At 65.2% G+C, this 18,995-nt stretch carries 18 protein-coding genes; 10 read left to right on the top strand and 8 right to left on the bottom strand.

The window, feature by feature from the left end:
• Positions 1 to 10 precede the first annotated feature (10 nt).
• From ACKTEK_RS09375 to ACKTEK_RS09400, 6 genes are all read right to left on the bottom strand, one after another.
• Positions 11 to 1,258 carry a vWA domain-containing protein gene (locus ACKTEK_RS09375; protein ID WP_409165023.1) on the bottom strand — a complete coding sequence of 416 codons (1,248 nt, stop codon included), beginning with the start codon at positions 1,256 to 1,258 and terminating at the stop codon, positions 11 to 13.
• Entirely contained in the window at positions 1,255 to 2,220 is a 966-nt protein-coding gene (locus ACKTEK_RS09380; protein ID WP_409165024.1) for an AAA family ATPase, read from the bottom strand. The genes ACKTEK_RS09375 and ACKTEK_RS09380 overlap by 4 nt, the downstream gene beginning before the upstream one ends.
• Before the next feature lie 34 nt (positions 2,221 to 2,254).
• Positions 2,255 to 3,043 carry an FAD binding domain-containing protein gene (locus tag ACKTEK_RS09385; RefSeq protein WP_409165025.1) on the bottom strand — a complete coding sequence of 263 codons (789 nt, stop codon included), beginning with the start codon at positions 3,041 to 3,043 and terminating at the stop codon, positions 2,255 to 2,257.
• 13 nt (positions 3,044 to 3,056) lie between these two features.
• On the bottom strand, positions 3,057 to 5,417 hold the full coding sequence (locus tag ACKTEK_RS09390) for a xanthine dehydrogenase family protein molybdopterin-binding subunit (RefSeq protein ID WP_409165026.1): 2,361 nt from the start codon (positions 5,415 to 5,417) through the stop codon (positions 3,057 to 3,059).
• 99 nt (positions 5,418 to 5,516) lie between these two features.
• On the bottom strand, positions 5,517 to 6,008 hold the full coding sequence (locus ACKTEK_RS09395) for a (2Fe-2S)-binding protein (RefSeq protein ID WP_409165027.1): 492 nt from the start codon (positions 6,006 to 6,008) through the stop codon (positions 5,517 to 5,519).
• Between the two features lie 301 nt (positions 6,009 to 6,309).
• On the bottom strand, positions 6,310 to 6,762 hold the full coding sequence (locus ACKTEK_RS09400) for a CoxG family protein (RefSeq protein WP_409165028.1): 453 nt from the start codon (positions 6,760 to 6,762) through the stop codon (positions 6,310 to 6,312).
• A 186-nt stretch (positions 6,763 to 6,948) separates the two neighbouring features.
• On the opposite strand from ACKTEK_RS09400, the gene ACKTEK_RS09405 reads away from it, so the two are divergent.
• The 8 genes from ACKTEK_RS09405 to ACKTEK_RS09440 all read left to right on the top strand — a co-directional run bounded on the left by ACKTEK_RS09405 (position 6,949) and on the right by ACKTEK_RS09440 (position 14,910).
• Positions 6,949 to 7,407 (top strand): BLUF domain-containing protein, encoded by a 459-nt coding sequence (locus ACKTEK_RS09405; RefSeq protein WP_409165029.1) that lies wholly within the window; start codon positions 6,949 to 6,951, stop codon positions 7,405 to 7,407.
• 154 nt (positions 7,408 to 7,561) lie between these two features.
• Complete coding sequence (locus ACKTEK_RS09410) at positions 7,562 to 8,476, top strand: ABC transporter permease subunit (RefSeq protein ID WP_409165030.1); 915 nt, start codon at positions 7,562 to 7,564, stop codon at positions 8,474 to 8,476.
• A 4-nt stretch (positions 8,477 to 8,480) separates the two neighbouring features.
• Positions 8,481 to 9,803 (top strand): high-affinity branched-chain amino acid ABC transporter permease LivM, encoded by a 1,323-nt coding sequence (gene livM / locus ACKTEK_RS09415; protein ID WP_409165031.1) that lies wholly within the window; start codon positions 8,481 to 8,483, stop codon positions 9,801 to 9,803.
• Entirely contained in the window at positions 9,803 to 11,161 is a 1,359-nt protein-coding gene (locus ACKTEK_RS09420) for an ATP-binding cassette domain-containing protein (protein WP_409165032.1), read from the top strand. Before livM ends, ACKTEK_RS09420 begins: the two co-directional genes overlap by 1 nt.
• On the top strand, positions 11,158 to 11,889 hold the full coding sequence (locus ACKTEK_RS09425; RefSeq protein ID WP_409165033.1) for an ABC transporter ATP-binding protein: 732 nt from the start codon (positions 11,158 to 11,160) through the stop codon (positions 11,887 to 11,889). The genes ACKTEK_RS09420 and ACKTEK_RS09425 overlap by 4 nt, the downstream gene beginning before the upstream one ends.
• A gap of 25 nt (positions 11,890 to 11,914) precedes the next feature.
• On the top strand, positions 11,915 to 12,271 hold the full coding sequence (locus ACKTEK_RS09430; protein ID WP_409165034.1) for a DUF6867 family protein: 357 nt from the start codon (positions 11,915 to 11,917) through the stop codon (positions 12,269 to 12,271).
• Between the two features lie 263 nt (positions 12,272 to 12,534).
• Positions 12,535 to 13,638 carry a branched-chain amino acid ABC transporter substrate-binding protein gene (locus tag ACKTEK_RS09435; protein WP_409165035.1) on the top strand — a complete coding sequence of 368 codons (1,104 nt, stop codon included), beginning with the start codon at positions 12,535 to 12,537 and terminating at the stop codon, positions 13,636 to 13,638.
• Between the two features lie 93 nt (positions 13,639 to 13,731).
• Positions 13,732 to 14,910 carry an aminotransferase class V-fold PLP-dependent enzyme gene (locus tag ACKTEK_RS09440; protein WP_409165036.1) on the top strand — a complete coding sequence of 393 codons (1,179 nt, stop codon included), beginning with the start codon at positions 13,732 to 13,734 and terminating at the stop codon, positions 14,908 to 14,910.
• 6 nt (positions 14,911 to 14,916) lie between these two features.
• Here the strand turns inward: ACKTEK_RS09440 and ACKTEK_RS09445 are convergent, their stop codons facing one another.
• Positions 14,917 to 15,822 (bottom strand): DMT family transporter, encoded by a 906-nt coding sequence (locus tag ACKTEK_RS09445; RefSeq protein ID WP_409165037.1) that lies wholly within the window; start codon positions 15,820 to 15,822, stop codon positions 14,917 to 14,919.
• 103 nt (positions 15,823 to 15,925) lie between these two features.
• Between ACKTEK_RS09445 and ACKTEK_RS09450 the strand changes: the two genes are divergently transcribed.
• Positions 15,926 to 16,609, top strand: coding sequence for a helix-turn-helix transcriptional regulator (locus tag ACKTEK_RS09450; RefSeq protein ID WP_409165038.1), 684 nt, complete (start codon positions 15,926 to 15,928; stop codon positions 16,607 to 16,609).
• Positions 16,610 to 16,654: 45 nt separating this feature from the next.
• Positions 16,655 to 17,638 (top strand): P1 family peptidase, encoded by a 984-nt coding sequence (locus tag ACKTEK_RS09455; RefSeq protein WP_409165039.1) that lies wholly within the window; start codon positions 16,655 to 16,657, stop codon positions 17,636 to 17,638.
• A gap of 10 nt (positions 17,639 to 17,648) precedes the next feature.
• Here the strand turns inward: ACKTEK_RS09455 and ACKTEK_RS09460 are convergent, their stop codons facing one another.
• The gene (locus ACKTEK_RS09460; protein ID WP_409165040.1) at positions 17,649 to 18,902 is read right to left on the bottom strand and encodes an NAD(P)/FAD-dependent oxidoreductase; all 1,254 of its coding nucleotides are present in this window, start codon (positions 18,900 to 18,902) and stop codon (positions 17,649 to 17,651) included.
• Positions 18,903 to 18,995: the final 93 nt, after the last annotated feature.

The raw sequence follows: 18,995 nt of genomic DNA on the forward strand, positions 1-18,995 counted from the left end.
ACCTTCCATCTCACGCCGCGTGCTGCGCCATCTGCCGCAGCCACTTTCGCGGATCGCCCTCGGCCTTCGCGCGTCCGTCGAGCGCACGCGCGAGGTCTTCCAGCGCATCGATATTGTGCACCGGGCGGAACTCGTCCACATGCGGCATCATCTGGCGGATGCCGCGTGCCCGCGCCTCGAACCCCTCGTAGCGCAGCAGCGGGTTGAGCCAGACCAGCCTGCGGCAGGACAGATGCAGCCGCTCCATCACCGGAACGAGGCTCTCGTCGTCGGCGTCACGTTCCAGCCCGTCAGTGATCAGCAGCACGATGGCGCCCTGTCCCAGCACGCGGCGCGCCCACAGCCTGTTGAAGCTGTCGAGGCAGGTGGCGATGCGCGTGCCGCCGGCCCAGTCCTGCACGTTGCGGCCGGCATCGCGCAGCGCCTCGTCCGGGTCGCGGTGGCGTAGCGCCCGGGTGATATTGGTCAGCCGGGTGCCGAACACGAAGGTGTGGGTGCGGCGCTTCTCCGACATGGCGTGCAGGAAGTGCAGGAAGACCTGCGTGTACTCGCTCATGGAGCCGGAAATGTCGCAGAGCGCGACGACCGGCGCGAGCCGCGTCTTCGGCTGGCTTCGCTTCAGCGCGATCATGTCGCCACCCGAGCGCATCGACTGGCGCAACGTGGCGCGCAGATCGACCGCGCGCCCGCGCGCTGATGGCGTCCGCCGCCGTGTCTTCATTTCCTCGAACGGCAGCACCAGATTTTCAATGACACGGCGGGCGCGCGCGATTTCGGCAGCGCTCATCTGCCCGAAATCCTTCCCCCGCAAAATTTCCATGTCCGACACGGTGAGCGAGGCATCGACCTCCACTTGCGGTTTCGGGCGCTCCACCTCGCGCGGTTTGCCGGTGTCGAGCAGTGCGTCGGATACGCGCCGGTTCACCGGGTCCCGCTGCTGGCGCTGCGGGGCGGGCGCAACCGGCATCAGCGCCTGCATCATGCGCTCCATCAGCGCGCGCTTGCGCCAGAAGATGGTGAAGGCCTGCTCGAAGACCTCCTCATCCTCGTGGCGCTTCACGAAGATTGAATGCAGGATCCAGTAGAAGTCGGACTTCTCGCCAATGCCCGCCAGTTCCAGCGCGGCGATGGCATCATGCACCGCGCCGGGACCGACCTTGATGCCGGCGGCGCGCAGCGCGCGGGCAAAGTGCATCAGGTTGGCGGCAAGCGCCCCCTGCCCGGCATCTTCGTTTTCCGCTGGCACGTCGGCGCTCATTTCGCGGCCCTGATCTCCGTGTCGACCTCGTCGATCAGCGCCTTGATCCGGCTCGAATTGAACCGCTCGATATCGTCCTGGTACTTGAGGATGACGCCGAGCGTGTCGGTCGCGATGGCCGGGTCGAGCGCCACCGCATCGAGTTCCGACAGCGCCGCCGCCCAGTCGAGGCTTTCGGCAACGCCCGGTGCCTTGAACACATCCTCGCCGCGGATCTTCTGGATGAACCGCACCAGCGCCTCGCTCAGCGCCTCGGGGGCTTGCGGAACCTTGGCCTTGAGGATCGCAAGCTCGCGTTCCACGTCCGGGTAACCGACCCAGTGGTAGAGGCAGCGGCGCTTCAGCGCATCGTGGATTTCGCGCGTACGGTTCGACGTCACGATGACGATGGGCGGCTCGTCCGCCTTCACCGTTCCGATCTCCGGAATCGTGATCTGGAAATCCGATAGCACCTCCAGCAGGAAGGCTTCGAAGGCCTCGTCGGTGCGGTCGAGCTCATCGATCAGCAGCACCGGCGGCCCGCCGTCCCCCGGCTCTAGCGCCTCCAGCAGCGGGCGCTTGATGAGGAAGCGTTCGGAGAAGATGTCATCGCCCAGCCGCGCACGGTCGGAGACGCCCTCGGCCTCCGCCAGCCGGATCTCGATCATCTGGGCGGAGTAGTTCCATTCGTAGACGGCCGAGGAAATGTCCAGCCCCTCGTAGCATTGCAGGCGGATGAGCCGGCGGCCAAGCTGCGAGGCCAGCACCTTCGCAATCTCCGTCTTTCCAACACCGGCCTCGCCTTCAAGGAACAGCGGGCGGCCCATCTTCAGCGCGAGGAACAGCACGGTCGCAAGCGAACGGTCCGCGACATAGGCCCCGTCCCGCAGCAGGGCTTCGGTCGCATCGATGGAATCGGGAAGTGTCGTCTTGGTCAAACCGGGCTCCGGAAGTGCGAATGGGGCGGTTCGCCACCGCCCCATCCTTTCTGACACGAATTGCGCTTGGCGCGAAAGTTCAGGCGTCGGCCACCGCGCGGCGCGCCATCACCGTCACCAGGTGGGCGCGGTATTCGGCACTTGCGTGGATGTCGCTGGACAGGCCGTCAGCGCTGATCGTCACTCCGTCGAGGGACTTCGTGGCAAAGCGCCGCGTCAGCGCTTCTTCCAATTCCTTCGCCCGGAACACGCACGGCCCGGCACCCGTCACCGCGACGCGCACCTCGCCACCGCGCTTGGCAACGAAGACGCCGACCAGCGCATAGCGCGAGGCCGGGTTGCGGAACTTGGAGTAGGCCGCACGGCGCGGCACCGGGAACAGCACCTTGGTGATGATCTCGCCATCCTCCAGCGCGGTTTCGAACATGCCGGTGAAGAACTCCTCCGCCGCGATGCGCCGCTTGTTGGTGACAATGGTCGCGCTGAGCGCCAGACAGGCGGCGGGATAGTCCGCCGCCGGGTCGTTGTTGGCGAGCGAGCCACCCATGGTGCCCATGGCCCGCACGTGTGGGTCACCAAGGAGACTTGCAAGCTGGGCAAGAGAGGGGATCGCCTCCTTGACTGTCGCACTCTCGGCGATCTCGCCATGCCGCGTCATGGCCCCGATGTGCAGCGTGCGGCCCCTCAGTTCGATGCCGCGAAGGGCATCAATCCCGGACAGGTCGATGAGCGACTCCGGGGCGGCCAGCCGCTGCTTCATGGTCGGCAGCAGTGTCTGCCCGCCGGCGAGGAACTTGGCTTCCCCGTCGGACCCTAGCGAGGCCGCCTTGCGCACCGAATTGGGACGGTGAAATTCGAATTCGTACATGGTCTCTATCCCCTTATTCGGCAGCGCGCTTGGCGCCCTCGTTGATCGCCCGCCACACCGCTTGCGGCGTTGCCGGCATCGCGATGCCTTCGTGGCCGATGGCATCGGTGATCGCGTTGATGACGGCAGGCGGCGCGGCGATTGCTCCGGCCTCCCCGCAGCCCTTGATGCCCAGCGGGTTCGACGGGCACGGCGTCACCGTGGTGTCGACCTTGAACATCGGCAGGTTGTCGGCGCGCGGCATGCAGTAGTCCATGAACGAGCCGGTCACGAGTTGGCCGGTCTCGTCATAAGACACGCCTTCCATCAGCGCCTGCCCGACCCCTTGAGCGATGCCGCCATGAACCTGCCCCTCGACGATCATCGGGTTGATGATATTGCCGAAGTCGTCGACCGCGACCCAGTTGACGATGTCGGTCACGCCCGTCTCCGGGTCGATCTCCACTTCGCAGATATGGCAACCGGCCGGGAAGGTGAAGTTGGACGGGTCGTGGAACGCGCCTTCCTTCAACCCCGGCTCGATTTCGTCGGAGGGAAACTTGTGGGCGACATAGGCATTCAGAGACACGTCCGCGAAGGAGACCGACTTGTCGGTGCCGGAGACGGAGAACGCGCCGTCCTTGAACTCGATGTCGCTTTCGGAGGCTTCCAGCAGGTGTGAGGCGATCTTCTTGGCCTTGGCCTCCACCTTGTCGAGCGCCTTGGAAATCGCCGTCATGCCGACCGCGCCGGAACGCGACCCGTAGGTGCCCATGCCGAACTGCACCTTGTCGGTATCGCCGTGGACGATCACCACCTGGTCGATGCCGATGCCGAGCCGGTCGGCCACAAGCTGGGCGAAGGTTGTCTCGTGGCCCTGCCCGTGGCTGTGCGAGCCGGTGAGAACTTCGACATTGCCCGTCGGATTGACGCGCACCTCGGCCGATTCCCACAGGCCTACGCCGGCGCCAAGTGAACCAACCGCTGCCGACGGCGCGATGCCGCAAGCCTCGATATAGGTCGAGAACCCGATGCCGCGCATCTTGCCGCGCCGGGCAGCCTCGCGCTTGCGCTTGCCCATCCCCTTGTAGTCGATCAATTCGCAGGCCTTGTTCAGCGACGCGGTGTAGTCGCCTGCGTCGTACATCATGATGACGGGCGTCTGGTGCGGGAACTTCTTCACGAAATTCCGCTTGCGGAAGGTCGCCGGGTCGATGCCCATCTCGCGGGCTGCAACTTCCGCCAGCCGTTCCACCACGTAGGTCGCCTCGGGACGTCCCGCACCGCGATACGCATCCACCGGCACGGTGTTGGTGTAGACCGCGTCGACTTCCGCGTAGATCGCCGGAATGTCGTACTGGCCCGAAAGAAGCGTCGCGTAGAGGTAGGTCGGGACGCAGGTTGCAAACAGGCTCGGATAGCCGCCGAGATTGGCGGTGGTGTGCACCTTCAGGCCAAGCATCTTGCCGCGCTCGTCCATCGCCAGTTCCGCGGTCGTCACGTGGTCGCGGCCATGCGCGTCGGTGATGAAGGCCTCGGAGCGATCCGACGTCCATTTCACCGCGCGGCGCACCTTCTTGGCAGCCCACGTGCACACGACCTCTTCCGGGTAGACGTAGATCTTGGAGCCGAAGCCCCCACCCACGTCCGGCGCGATCACGCGCAGCTTGTGTTCGGGCGCAAGGTTGAGGAAGGCCGACATGACCAGCCGCGCCACGTGGGGGTTCTGGCTCGTGGTGTAGGTCGTGAAGCTGTCATTGCCGGAATTGTAGTCGCCGAGCGCAGCGCGTGGCTCCATCGGGTTGGGCACCAGCCGGTTGTTGGTGATCTCCAGCTTCGTGATGTGATTGGCCTTCTTGAAGGCGTCGGCCGTCGCCTGCTTATCGCCGATTTCCCACTCGTAGCAGGTGTTGCGCGGCGCATCGTCGTGCAGCTGCACCGATGAAGACGCAGCCTTCATGACGTCGGTGACGGCGTCGAGCACTTCGAAATCGACCATCAGTGCTTCAGCGCCTGCTCTTGCCGCGGCGAGGGTTTCGCCGATCACGACGGCAACCGGATCGCCCACGTAGCGCGCCTTGCCCTGCGCGAGGCACGGATGGCCCGGCGCGTTCATCGGCGAGCCGTCCTTGGAGTGGATCATCCAGCCCGCCGGCAGCGCGCCGATATTGTCGGCGGCGAGGTCCTCACCGGTGAAGACGGCGATGACGCCATCCACGTCGAGGGCGGACTGCTTGTCGATGCTGCGGATGGCGGCATGCGCATGTTCGCTGCGCCGGAAGGCCGCGTAGGCCTGGCCTGCCACGTTGATGTCGTCGGTATAATTGCCGGTGCCGGTTATGAAGCGGCGATCTTCCAGCCGCGCCACGCGTGCGCCGATACCTGTCTCGGACATGATTGGTTCTCCTCCTGGGCCGTCCCCACGCCTTTTCGGCGCTTGTTTGATGGACGGTCGTTCTCATGCAAAAACGGACGCCGAAGCGTCCGTGACCACCTACTCCGCCGCGACCCGCTTGCCGCCTTGCATCGCTTCCGCGCCGGCGGCGATCGCCTTGACGATGTTGTGGTAGCCGGTACAGCGGCAGAGGTTGCCCTCCAGCTCGTGTCGGATGGTCTTTTCGTCCGGCACCCCGCCGTGCCGCTCGACCATGTGTACCGCGGCCATGATCATGCCCGGCGTGCAGAACCCGCACTGCAAGCCGTGATGCTCGCGGAATGCTTCCTGCATGGGGTGCAGGGTGTCGCCGTCGGCGAGCCCCTCGATGGTGGTTATCTCCGCCCCGTCCCACTGGACGGCGAGCGTCGTGCAAGCCTTGATCGCCCGCCCGCCCGCATGGACGACGCACGCGCCGCACTGGCTGGTGTCACAGCCCACGTGGGTGCCCGTCAGGCGAAGGTGCTGGCGGATGAATTCGACGAGAAGGGTTCGTGTCTCCACGTCTGCGGACACACTTTTCCCGTTCACGGTCATCGTGACTTTCGGCATCTAATCCTCCCCGGACCGGCCTGCGGGCCTGCCCGTTCCGTGTGATTGCCGCCGCTTGTGCCGCGGCGGTCATTAACGTCGGAAGGATGCCAATGAGGCGCGAAATGCCCCGAAACGAAAACGAGCCGTTCCTGTTTTGCCAGTTCCGGCCGTTTCTCGGCCATGTCTCCCCACAAAACGAAGCATCCCGCGACGCTTGGGGAAAGTTTGCGCTTGGCGACGACTTCCGGTCAACCGGTTTTCGTCATCAACTTCTGGACGGAACGTCAGAAACCGCTAATATTGCGGCGCAAAAAGCAACTCAAACGTCTTCATTTGCCAGTATCTTGCGAAAATTCTCAAAAAACTGGTCGGCAACCTTTTTGGCCGCACCGTTGACGAGGCGCTGGCCGAGCTGGGCGATCTTGCCGCCGATCTGCGCATCCACGTCATAGCTCAGCACCGTGCCGCCACCCTCGGCGTCCCTCAGGTGCACATTGGCGCCGCCCTTGGCGAAACCCGCAACGCCGCCCGACCCCTCGCCGGAAATCCGGTAGCCGTTGGGCGGATCGATGTCGGTCAGTTCCACGTTGCCCGCGAAACGCGCCTTGACCGGTCCGATCTTCTGCACCGCAACGGCCTTGAACCCGTTCTCGCCATCGCGCTCAAAGGACTCGCATCCCGGGATGCATTCGCCCAGCACGTCGGGATCGTTCAGCGCCTGCCAAACGGTTTCCTTGTCAGCGGGAAGTTCGTATTCGCCGTTCATCTGCATGAAATCTGGTCTCCTGAAGTGTCCTCCCGCCCGGATTGAGGCTCCGGGCTCGCATACCTGAATCGTGAACACGTTCCCCCCAGAACCTCAAGTGTTCATTAACCATTGCGCCTGTTCAATAAACGCATGTCCCGGCGGACGCATATCGGCGAAATGGCCGGGCCCCTCCCAAGGCAGGATGCCGACATGAGCCGCCAGGAACGCATTGTCTACCAGAGCCACGCAGCTCTCCTCCCCGACGCCGAAGTGATCGGAAGCGCCATCGACGACATCGTCGAGAGCGGTCGCCGCAACAATGCACGCGCCGGGCTCACCGGCGTGTTGCTCTATACCGACGGGTTGTTCATGCAGGCGCTGGAAGGTCCGGGCGACGCAATTGATGCCGCCATGGAGCGCATCACCGCCGACCGCCGCCACCGCGACATGCTCATCCTGCGCCGCGATGAAGCCGACAGCCGACTGTTTCCCGACAACCCGCTGACCTACGTTTCCGCAGCCATGGTGCGCGAGGCCGTATCGGGGTCGAACCGCGGCTTCTCGATGGACCTCTCCCGCCTGCCGTCTGAAATCTTTGCACCCTTGCTGCGCAGCCTCGTGGTGCGTTCTGTCGAACAGCGCACCGCCTTTGGCGCACGCCACGGCTGAACGCCCGCTGCCGCTCGGGCAGTTGCGCACGCGGCACCGTTGTTTCCGGCCATTTGCACTGCTATGAGGATGGAATCGAGGCCGAGCGCCCAAGGCCCGCCCAAAAGCGGCGGCCGGACCGCGCTGGCCTCCTGTCCGCATGGGGGTGGCGGCCATGGAGTACTTTCTCCAGCAGCTGATTAACGGTCTGACGCTCGGCTCGATCTATGGCCTGATCGCCATCGGTTACACGATGGTCTACGGCATCATCGGCATGATCAATTTTGCCCACGGCGATATCTTCATGATCGGTGCTTTCATCGCGCTTATCGCCTTTGTCGCCATCGTCTCGCTCGGGATCACGTTCATCCCCGTGGCGCTGCTTCTGGTGCTGATCATCGCGATGGTCTTCACCTCCGCCTACGGGTGGGCCGTGGAGCGCATTGCCTACCGGCCCTTGCGCACCTCGTTCCGGCTCGCCCCGCTCATCACCGCCATCGGCATGTCCATCGTCCTGCAGAACTACGTGCAGATCGTTCAGGGCGCGCGCGTCAAGCCGCTCCAGCCGGTCATCACCGGCGGCTATACGATCATGGATAGCAACGACTTCGCGGTGAACCTGTCGAACATCCAGATCATGATCATCACCCTGACGCTGGCGCTGATGGTCATCTTCTCGCTCATCATCGCCAAGACGACGCTGGGCCGCGCGCAGCGCGCCTGCGAGCAGGACCGCAAGATGGCAGCGCTGCTCGGCATCAATGTCGACCGCACCATCTCCCTGACCTTCGTCATGGGAGCAGCACTCGCCTCCGTCGCCGGCATCATGTTCCTGCTGCTCTACGGCGTGATCGATTTCTACATCGGCTTCCTCGCCGGGGTGAAAGCCTTCACCGCAGCCGTGCTCGGCGGCATCGGGTCGCTGCCCGGCGCGATGATCGGCGGGCTGCTGATCGGCCTCATCGAGGTGTTCTGGTCTGGCTATTTCTCGGTCGAATACAAGGATGTCGCCGCCTTCTCGATCCTCGCCATCGTGCTGATCTTCCTTCCCTCCGGCATCCTCGGAAAGCCGGAAATCGAAAAGGTCTGAGCGCATGAGTGTCGCGCCAAACCAACCGCCCGGACGGATCGTCTCCGCCCTCGTCGATGCCGCACTGGCAGCCTTCGTGGCGCTGGCGCTGGCCGCGCCCGTCATGGGCCTGAAGACTTATGTCGCGGGCACCGAGATCGACCTCGAGCCGCGCTGGGAACTGGTGCTGTGGGCAACGCTCGCCGTCTTCGTCGGCCGCCTGATCTTCCGCCTGTTCATGGGCGACACCCACAACGCGCCCATTGGCCAGAAGTGGTTTCGCCGCAAGGGCGGGCGTCCGCTCGGCTCGCCGACCACCAGTGTCGTCAAGATGCTGGCGGTCGTCGGCATCGTCTTTGCCGCCGCCTTCCCCTTCATGCCCTTCGCCGACCGTTACCTTCTCGACCTCGGCATCCTTGTTCTCACCTACATCATGCTCGGCTGGGGCCTGAACATCGTGGTCGGCCTCGCCGGCCTGCTCGACCTCGGCTACGTCGCGTTCTACGCAGTGGGCGCATATTCGTTCGCGCTGCTGGCAGAATATTTCGACCTCGGCTTCTGGTTCGCGCTGCCCATCGCCGGCATCCTCGCCTGCTTCTGGGGCGTCATCCTCGGGTTTCCGGTGCTGCGCCTGCGTGGTGACTACCTCGCCATCGTGACCCTTGCATTCGGCGAGATCATCCGCGTCGTGCTGCTCAACTGGTACGAGTTCACCGGTGGCCCCGACGGCATCTCCGGCATCCCGCGCCCGACGCTCTTCGGCATCGAGTTCTCGCGAGGAGAAGGCGGCTTTGCCGACATCTTCGGGCTGGAATATTCCTCAACCCACCGCATCATCTTCCTCTATTACGTGATCCTCGGCCTCGCGCTCATCACCAACCTCGTGACGCTGCGCCTGCGCAAGCTGCCCGTGGGACGCGCGTGGGAAGCCCTGCGCGAAGACGAGATCGCCTGCCGGTCGCTTGGCATCAACACCACCAACACCAAGCTCACCGCCTTCGCCATCGGCGCGATGTTCGGCGGCTTCGCCGGTTCGTTCTTCGCCACCCGGCAGGGCTTCATCTCGCCGGAAAGCTTCACCTTCATCGAATCCGCGCTGATCCTCGCCATCGTCGTTCTCGGCGGCCTCGGCTCGCAGATCGGTGTCGTCATCGCGGCGCTGGTGATGATCGGCGGCTTCGAGATCTTCCGCGAGCTTGAACAGTTTCGGATGCTGATCTTCGGCCTTCTCATGGTGACGATCATGATCTGGCGTCCGCGCGGGCTCATCGCCTCGCGCACGCCGACCGCCTTCCTGCATGAGCGAAAACAGATTTCGGCGGAGAACGTGTCGGAGGGCCACGGCTGATGGTCGACGACGATCCCATTCTCTCGGTCGAACACCTGACGATGCGCTTCGGCGGCCTTGTCGCCGTCGAGGACCTGTCCTTCGACGTGATCCGGCAGGACATCACTGCCATCATCGGGCCGAACGGCGCCGGCAAGACAACCGTCTTCAACTGCATCACCGGCTTCTACAAGCCGACAGAGGGCATGCTGACGCTGAAGCATCCCGACGGCGAGAAGTTCCTGCTGGAGCGGATGTTCGACTACCGCATCTCCGCGGTCGCCCGCGTCGCACGCACGTTCCAGAACATCCGCCTGTTCGGCGGCATGACGGTGCTGGAGAACCTGCTGGTCGCCCAGCACAATCCGCTGTTGGTGGCCTCCAGCTTCACCTTTGGCGGGCTGCTTGGCCTGAAAGGCTACCGCGATGCCGAGAAGGCCGCCGTCGAGAAGGCGAAGGACTGGCTCGAGCGGATCGACCTCACCGACCGCGCCGACGACCCCGCCTCCGACCTGCCCTACGGCGCCCAGCGCCGACTGGAAATCGCGCGCGCCATGTGTACCGACCCGGTGCTGCTGTGCCTCGATGAACCCGCCGCCGGCCTCAACCCGCGCGAATCCGCTGAACTCAATCGCCTGCTGATCGACATTCGCGGCCAGACAGACACCTCCATCCTGCTTATCGAGCACGACATGAGCGTGGTGATGGAAATCTCCGACCACGTCATCGTGCTCGACTACGGCAAGAAGATTTCCGACGGCACCGCGCCGGAGATCCGCAACGACCCCGCCGTCATCGCCGCCTATCTCGGCGTCGAGGACGAAGAACTCGATCAGATCGACCCCAAGGCAGCCGGCAAGACGGAAGCGAAACCCGCCAGGAAGCCTGCAAAGCCGAAGACCCGCGCGAAGAAGGCGTCGGCAACGGCGACCAAGGCTGCCGCCAAGCCCGCCGCCGAGCAGCGCCCCAAGAGGCCGACGTCAGCCGAACTCAAGCGCGAGGAAGCTGTCAGCGCCGCGCGCCTCTCCAAGCTGCCGGATGATGCCTCGCCCCTCGACAAGGCCAATGCCATCGGCAAGAAGCCGCGCTCCATGCCGCAGGCCCGCAAGGAAGGCGCCGACGACCTGAAGCGCATCAAGGGCATCGGCCCGTCCAACGAGAAGAAGCTCAACGAGCTTGGCATCTACCACTACGACCAGATCGCCAAGTGGGAACGCGCCCATGTGCGCTGGGTCGGCACGGTGCTGTCCTTCCCCGGCCGCATCGACCGTGAAGACTGGGTGCGGCAGGCCTTCACGCTGTCTCAGGGCCGGCAGACCGCCTTCTCGCGCCGCATGGCGAAGAACAACAGCGCGCGCAAGCAGGGAGGCAAGGCATGAGCAAGGCCAAGACGCTTCTCTCGGTGCGCGGCGTCGAGACCTATTACGGAAAGATCATCGCCCTGCGCGGCGTCGACCTGGAGGTCAAGGAAGGCGAGATCGCCACGATCATCGGTGCCAACGGCGCGGGTAAGTCGACGCTGATGATGACCATCTGCGGCGTGCAGCCGGCCCGCACCGGCAGCATCTTCTACGACGGGCAGGACATCACGCGCACGCCGACTCATGAAATCATGCGCATGCACATCGCGCAGTCGCCGGAAGGCCGGCGCATCTTCCCGCGCATGACCGTTCTGGAAAACCTCCAGATGGGTGCGCAGATCAACGACTTCGCCCACTACGACGAAGACCTCGAACGCGTCTACACGCTGTTCCCGATCCTCAAGAAGCGGGCCGAGCAGCGCGGCGGCACCCTGTCGGGCGGCGAGCAGCAGATGCTGGCGATTGCGCGCGCACTCATGGCGCGCCCGCGCCTGCTGTTGCTGGACGAACCTTCTCTCGGGCTGGCGCCGATGATCGTGAAGCAGATCTTCGAGGTGATCGAGGAACTGAACCGCACCGAGAACCTGACCGTCTTCCTCGTCGAGCAGAACGCCTACCACGCGCTCAGGCTCGCCCATCGCGGCTACGTGATGGTCAACGGCAAGATCACCATGTCGGGCACCGGCGCGGAACTGCTGTCTCGCGAGGAGGTGCGTGCCGCCTACCTCGAAGGCGGACGGCACTAGGGCGGACACGAGGGGAGCGACCGACATGCAGGGCGTCATCTACGAGGAAACCTCGATCTTCACCTTCGCGCTGGTGACCATCATCCTTGGCGGCGGCGCGGCGTGGCTCACCGGGCGCGCGCTCGCCATCACCTGGCGGCGCTACTGGCAACTGCTCGCCTACATGCTGCTGCTGGCGGCGGCCGTGCGCTTCCTGCATTTCGCCCTCTTCGAGGGAACGCTGCTGGCCTTGCGGTTCTATCTCGTTGATCTCGCCTTCCTCGTGGTCTTCGGAACGCTGGGGTACATGCAGACGCGGGCGAGCCAGATGACGACGCAATATCCCTGGCTCTACGAGCGCGCCAGCCCGCTGCACTGGCGCTCCCGCAAGGACGCGGCCTGAGCCTTCCCCAACGAGCGAAACTGTTGGAAGCCAACGCGATCCGTGCAATAGATTGCGTTGCGCGAACTTTGCTTCGCGAGATGCGCGGTACGCCGGCAGGCACATTTCATGACCCGCCAGGCAGCCACGTTTCGGGACGTGCCGAACGGACCGTTTATTGGCGGCTTAAGCCTCGCGCCACACCGCCGGACGCCTGATTTGTCATGCCCCCTGTGGCTCCCGTGAAGGGGGCTGCAATGTCAGACAGGAGAGGAACTGATAACATGAAGAAACTGATCACTGCCGGTCTCGGCGCGATCGTCGCCGCCTCCATGGCGACCACCGCCTGGGCCGACGACATCATGGTCGCTACGGCCGGCCCCATGACCGGCCAGTACGCCTCCTTCGGCGAGCAGATGAAGAATGGCGCGGAACTCGCCGTGGAGGAAATCAACGCAGCCGGCGGCGTCAACGGCAACATGCTGAAGCTGTCGGTGGGCGACGATGCCTGCGACCCCAAGCAGGCCGTGGCCGTGGCCAACAAGTTCGTCGGTGACGGCGTCGTCTTCGTCGCCGGTCACTTCTGCTCGGGCTCCTCGATCCCCGCTTCCGCCGTTTACGCGGAAGAAGGCATCGTGCAGATTTCGCCCGCCTCCACTAACCCGAAGCTGACCGACGAACGCGCCGGCCCGGGCGTCTACCGCGTCTGCGGCCGTGACGACCAGCAGGGCGCCGTCGCCGGTGCCTACATTGCCGAGAACTTCTCCGGCAAGAAGGTCGCGATCGTTCACGACAAGACCGCCTACGGCAAGGGTCTGGCCGACGAGACCAAGAAGGCGCTTAACGGCGCCGGCATGGAAGAGGCCATGTACGAGGCCTACACCGCCGGTGAAAAGGACTACACCGCGCTCGTCTCCAAGCTGAAGTCGGAAGGCATCGACGTGCTCTATGTCGGTGGCTACCACACCGAAGCCGGCCTCATGGTCCGCCAGATGCGCGAACAGGGCATGGACACCCAGCTCATCTCCGGTGACGCCCTCGTCACCGACGAGTACTGGGGCATCACCGGCGATGCCGGTGAAGGCACCATGATGACGTTCGCTCCGGATCCGACGAAGTTCGAGGCCGCCAAGGCCGTCGTCGACAAATTCAAGGAGAAGGGCATCAACCCGGAAGGCTACACGCTGTACACCTACGCGGCGATGAAGATCTGGGCCGATGCGGCCAACGCGGCCGGCTCCACCGAGCATGACGCCATCGTCGAGCAGCTCAACAGCGGCAACTTCGAGACGGTCCTCGGCCCGATCGGTTTCGACGACAAGGGCGACGTCACCGAAGCCTCCTACGTCTGGTACGTCTGGAAGGACGGCAGCTACCAGGAGATGTGATCCCTAAAGATCACGCCTGAAGCGAACACGAAGCCCGCGCAGCAATGCGCGGGCTTTTCCATCTGAGACCACACGAAGCTGAATAGCCTGCAAATGATCGACATCGACCGCGTTCGCGCCGAGACGCCCGGCACCGCCAACAGGGCCCACCTGAACAATGCCGGTGCGGCCCTGATGCCGACCCCGGTGATCGAGGCAGCGAGCGCATATTTCGCGCGCGAAGCCGAGATCGGCGGCTACGAAGCAGCCGACGAAGCCCAAGACCGCCATTCCGCGATCTATGACAGCGTCGCGCGGCTGATCGGTGCGAAACGCGACGAGATTGCGCTTGTCGAAAACGCAACGGTCGCATGGCAGATGGCCTTCTATGCCCAGCAGTTCCAACCCGGCGACCGCATCCTGACAACGCGCGCGGAATACGCCGCCAATTACATCGCGTTCCTGCATATGGCGCAGATGAAGGGCATCGAGATCGAGGTGATCCCGGACGACGAGAACGGCGTGCTCGACCCGGCCGCGCTGGACGCGATGCTCGACGAACGCATCCGCCTCATCGCCATCACCTGGGTCCCGACCAATGGCGGCCTCGTGAATCCCGCTGCCGAAGTGGGCCGCATCGCCCGCAAGCACGGCATTCCATACTTGCTCGATGCCTGCCAGGCCGTCGGCCAGATGGTCGTCGATGTCGAGGAGCTTGGCTGCGACATGCTCTCGGCGACGGGCCGCAAGTTCCTGCGCGGCCCGCGCGGCACAGGGTTTCTCTACGTGCGCCGCGAGATGCTGGAAAAGCTGCATCCGCCCATGGTCGACATGTTCGGCGCGCGCTGGGTCGCGCCTGATCGCTATGAACTGCGGCCCGATGCAAGGCGCTTCGAGAACTGGGAGAACAACCTGGCGGGCCACCACGGGCTTGGCGCTGCTGTGGACTATGCCTTGTCGCTCGGGATGGAAAACATCGAGACGCGCTGCCGGATGCTGGGACGGCTGCTTCGCGAAAATCTCGCCGCGCTGCCCGGCGTACAGGTCTACGACCTTGGTACTGACCCGTCGGCCATCGTGACCTTCTCCATCGCCGGCCACGAGGCCTTGGCCGTGAAGGCGCACATGAGCGCGCGAGGGATCAATGTCAGCCGCTCGATGCCGTCGAGCACGCTGTTGGACGCGACGGCCCGCAACCTGCCGACGCTCGTGCGCGCCTCGCCGCACTACTACAACTCGGAAGACGAACTCGCGAAGCTGGTCGATGCCTGCCGCGAGCTGGCTTACGGATAGAGCCATTCACGGCTTGGTGCGCCGCGCGGGGACCGCGCGGTCACGCAAGCGAAGCGGGGACAATCCGCGCGTCTGCGACCACATGACCGCGAAGAGGATCACCGCACCGCCGAGCAGCACGCGTGGCGTCGTGGTCTCTGCAAGGATCAGCCACGCCAGAACAGGCGCGAGCGGCACTTCGAGCGCCGACAGAAGCGCCGTTTCGGCTGACGGCAGCCGCCGCGCGCCCTCCGACAGGGTGACTGAGGCGACGGCGAAGACCATGCCGAAGATCACCAGCACCGGAAGTTCCGCAACGGGGGCGGCCAGCGGATCGCCGAAGATCGCGGCGAACGGCAACAATATGAGCGAGGACAGCATCGCCGGCAGCGCGGCGGTGGTTGCAGGACGCGCACGGTAGACGACCATCGTACCGGCCATCATCACTGTCATCACCAGCGCCAGCCCGTCGCCTGCGAGGCTCGGCCTGCCGAGCGAGCCCGACACGATGACGAGCACCCCGCAGAAGGCGGCAAGGCTGGCCACGATCACCTTCCGTGTCGGCGCTTCACCGATCAGCGCCCACGCAAGCCCCGCGGCAACGAACGGCGCGGAGGCGTAGATCAGTGCCACGTTGGCGACGCTGCTCAGCTTGAAAGCCGGTATGAAGGCCGCCGTCCCGGCTGCCATCAGTACCGCCACCAGCAGGCCGTGACGCCCGAGCGCCCGCACTTCGGCAAGCAGCTTCCTGCGCGTCGTGAGGTAGCCGGCTGTGAAGGCGGCAGCCGCCAGCCCGCGCCAGAAGATGATCCCCCAGGCATCGGTGTCGACGCCGTTCGTGAAGATGCCCGCCGTGCTGAACACCACCGCCGAAACGACGACGAGAACGACCCCGGTGCGGCGGTCGGGTGCTGCTGTATCAATCTGTGACATGCGATCTCCGTGGGCGTGTTGCCGCCTAGAGATAGCGAGGTGCTGTTGCCAACTATGTGTCAGCAGTGTTGTGGTGTGATGGCGATTTTCAGGGGCGGAAAGAGTGGCGAAGAGCGACCGGTTTTTCGAGATCATCCAGATCCTGCGGCAGGCCCGCAAACCCTTGCGCGCGCGCGACATTGCCGAACTGCTGGAGGTCTCCCCGCGCACCGTCTACCGCGACATTGCAACGCTTCAGGCGATGCAGACCCCCATCCACGGTGAAGCCGGGATCGGCTACGTCATGCGCAAGGGCTATGACCTGCCGCCCATCAACTTCGACATCGACGAGGCCGAGGCCGTCGCGGTCGGATTGGCCATGGTCGCACGCACCGGCGACCTTGGCCTGTGGCGGGCCGCGCAGCGTGCCTCGCGCAAGTTGAACAAGACCGCGCCCGGCACCCAGCGGCTCGTGGCCTCGAGCTGGGGCGTGGCGGCGACGGCTGCGGTCGATATGACCACGTTGCGCGCGCTCATCCGCGCCGAGCGCAAGATCGACATGGCCTATGACGACGCATCCGGCGCACAGACGCGCCGGGTCGTGTGGCCGCTTGCGCTCATCTACTACACCGAAAGCGTTCTCCTCGTTGGCTGGTGCGAGCTGCGCCGCGACCTGCGCCACTTCCGGCTCGACCGGATCGCCAACGTGACGCCACTGGACGACACTTTCACCGGGCGCAGCGACGACCTCATCGCCCTGTGGGAAGACACCCAGAAGCGGGAAACGGTTTCGACCCGTGAACTGTGAGCGCGCCGTTTACCCCGCCCCCCGCTTCCGCCATTGTGCCTGCCCATGAACAACGACCTCTCCGACATTCCCGGTCTGCGCATCGGCAACGCGGCAGATGAAGACGCCCGTACCGGCGTCACCGTGGTCATCTGCGATGAACCATGCGTGGCGGCCTGTGACGTGCGCGGCGGCGGACCGGGTACGCGGGAGACGGACCTGCTCGATCCCGAACGCACCGTGGAGCAGGTCGACGCGCTGGTGCTGTCCGGCGGCTCCGCCTTCGGGCTGGATGCAGCCTCTGGTGTCACGCAGTGGCTGGCAGCGCGCGGGCGCGGCTTTCCCATCGGTACGGCCAACGTGCCCATCGTGCCGGCTGCGATCCTGTTCGACCTGCTGAACGGCGGCGACAAGACAGACGTCGAGGGCGGTCTTTACCGCGACCTTGGCGCGCGTGCCTGCGATGCGCTGGATGAACCCTTGCTGCTCGGCTCGGCTGGCGCCGGGTTCGGCGCCACGACCGCCACGCTGCGCGGCGGACTTGGCAGCGCCTCGGCGAAGGTTGGCGCGTTCACGGTCGGTGTGCTGGCCGCAGTCAACGCGGCAGGCTCGGCAACCATCGGCGACACGGGGAATTTCTGGGCAGGCACATATGAGCGCGACGGCGAATATGGCGGCCTCGGCCTGCCCGGCAGCATCCCGCAGGAGGCGCTTTCGCCCCGCACCAAGGGCAGCGCGGGCCAATCGACGACGCTCTGCGTGGTGGCCACGGACGCGGCGCTGACCAAGGTTCAGGCGCGCCGTCTCGCCGTCATGGCGCAGGACGGGCTCGCCCGCGCGCTCCACCCCGTCCACACGCCGCTGGATGGCGACATCGTCTTCGCGATTTCCACCGGCAAGGTCGCCCTCGCCGATCCGCTGCGCGACCTCGTCGCGCTTGGAAGCGAGGCAGCCCAATGCGCGGCGCGCGCCATCGCGCGCGGCGTCTACCTTGCGGATGCAACTCCGCTGGCCGGCACGCCGCCGGCGTGGCAGGCGAAGTTCGGCTGAGCGTACAGCCTCAGAGGTAGCGTCCCGGTGCGAACCGCGCCGAGTCGATCATCGGCTTCTCGCCGCTCACCATCTGCGACAGCAGTAGGCCTGTGGCCGGTCCCATCGTAAGACCGAGATGCGCATGGCCAAAATTGACCCACAGCCCTTCGTGACGCGGCGCGGCACCGACAACAGGAAGCGAATCCGGGAAAGCCGGTCTGCGGCCCATCCACGGTTCGGCGTCTAGGCTTTTATCGAGCGGAAAGAGTTCGCGCGCATATGGCTCGATGCGGCTGACCATGCGTTCGGTGATCGGGGCATCGCGCCCGGCAAGCTCTATGCCCGACGTCATGCGGATGCCGCCTGCCATCGGCGCCAGCACGTAGCCGATGGCATCATCCACCACGGGGCGCGACAGGCCCGCATTGCCCTGTGCCGAGAAATGCCGGTGGTAGCCACGCTTCGGCTTCAGCGGCACGTCATAACCGAGCGGCGCGAGAAGGTCGCGTGACCACACGCCCGCACTGACGACCACCTGCGAAAACGCCAAGTCCTCGCCACCCGCATGGACCTGCCAGCCCTGCCCGGCACCCGGCGCGATGGCCTGCACCTTCGCCTGCCGGACCGTGCCGCCGGCTGCGCAGAATAGCCCGAGATAGGCCTGGCTGACAGCGAACGGGTCGCTGACGCTGGCATTGTCGTGCCAATGGATCGCGCGGGCAAAGACCGGGCGGATGGCCGGCTCCAGCTCGCAGGCTTCGCGCGCATCCATCACGTCGAAGGAAACGCCGGCCTCGCGCGCAAACGCGATCTCGGTTTCGAGAGCTGCGAAATCCGTTTCCGAGCGCAGCACCTGCAGGAAGCCGGTATCGCGGATCAGGTCGGCACGGCCCGCCTCGCCCAGCAATTGTCGATGAAGCTTGACCGTCTGCTGCATGATCGGCGTCGCAGCATGCGCGGTTCTTCCAAGCCGGCCCGGTTCGCCCTCCGCCCAGAACGCGGCGAGCCAGCGCAGGAACCCCGGCACGGCGGGCAGGCGGTAGCTGGCATAGGTCGCGCGGTTGAGCGCCAGATTGAGCAGTTCCAGCGGCGCGCGCGGCATGGTGGCCGGCAGGTAGTGCCCGCCGCAGATAATGCCCGCGTTGCCGAACGACGTCTGCGATCCCGGCTCCTCCGGGTCGATCAGCGTGACCGCGAATCCCGCGCGCTGCAGGAACAGCGCCGTCGAGATGCCGACGACGCCACCGCCAACCACCGCAATATTCCGGGTTTCATCGTTCATCGCAGGTTCATCCCCACAGGGCTTGATTGGAGCGGTGACCATGCGGAAACGTGTTCCGCAAGGCCGATGCGCAGCGTGTCGCTGCTAGCATAC

The organism is Tepidamorphus sp. 3E244 (assembly GCF_046159835.1).
Lineage (GTDB): Bacteria > Pseudomonadota > Alphaproteobacteria > Rhizobiales > Tepidamorphaceae > JACKJK01.

Coding starts and splice junctions, on each gene's coding strand:
- ACKTEK_RS09445 (WP_409165037.1), bottom strand. CDS start 15,822: ATGTCACAGATTGATACAGCAGCACCCGACCGCCGCACCGGGGTCGTT.
- ACKTEK_RS09440 (WP_409165036.1), top strand. CDS start 13,732: ATGATCGACATCGACCGCGTTCGCGCCGAGACGCCCGGCACCGCCAAC.
- ACKTEK_RS09420 (WP_409165032.1), top strand. CDS start 9,803: ATGGTCGACGACGATCCCATTCTCTCGGTCGAACACCTGACGATGCGC.
- ACKTEK_RS09390 (WP_409165026.1), bottom strand. CDS start 5,417: ATGTCCGAGACAGGTATCGGCGCACGCGTGGCGCGGCTGGAAGATCGC.
- ACKTEK_RS09400 (WP_409165028.1), bottom strand. CDS start 6,762: ATGCAGATGAACGGCGAATACGAACTTCCCGCTGACAAGGAAACCGTT.
- ACKTEK_RS09375 (WP_409165023.1), bottom strand. CDS start 1,258: ATGAGCGCCGACGTGCCAGCGGAAAACGAAGATGCCGGGCAGGGGGCG.
- ACKTEK_RS09380 (WP_409165024.1), bottom strand. CDS start 2,220: ATGGGGCGGTGGCGAACCGCCCCATTCGCACTTCCGGAGCCCGGTTTG.
- ACKTEK_RS09435 (WP_409165035.1), top strand. CDS start 12,535: ATGAAGAAACTGATCACTGCCGGTCTCGGCGCGATCGTCGCCGCCTCC.
- ACKTEK_RS09405 (WP_409165029.1), top strand. CDS start 6,949: ATGAGCCGCCAGGAACGCATTGTCTACCAGAGCCACGCAGCTCTCCTC.
- ACKTEK_RS09430 (WP_409165034.1), top strand. CDS start 11,915: ATGCAGGGCGTCATCTACGAGGAAACCTCGATCTTCACCTTCGCGCTG.
- ACKTEK_RS09425 (WP_409165033.1), top strand. CDS start 11,158: ATGAGCAAGGCCAAGACGCTTCTCTCGGTGCGCGGCGTCGAGACCTAT.
- ACKTEK_RS09395 (WP_409165027.1), bottom strand. CDS start 6,008: ATGCCGAAAGTCACGATGACCGTGAACGGGAAAAGTGTGTCCGCAGAC.
- ACKTEK_RS09385 (WP_409165025.1), bottom strand. CDS start 3,043: ATGTACGAATTCGAATTTCACCGTCCCAATTCGGTGCGCAAGGCGGCC.
- ACKTEK_RS09410 (WP_409165030.1), top strand. CDS start 7,562: ATGGAGTACTTTCTCCAGCAGCTGATTAACGGTCTGACGCTCGGCTCG.
- livM (WP_409165031.1), top strand. CDS start 8,481: ATGAGTGTCGCGCCAAACCAACCGCCCGGACGGATCGTCTCCGCCCTC.
- ACKTEK_RS09460 (WP_409165040.1), bottom strand. CDS start 18,902: ATGAACGATGAAACCCGGAATATTGCGGTGGTTGGCGGTGGCGTCGTC.
- ACKTEK_RS09455 (WP_409165039.1), top strand. CDS start 16,655: ATGAACAACGACCTCTCCGACATTCCCGGTCTGCGCATCGGCAACGCG.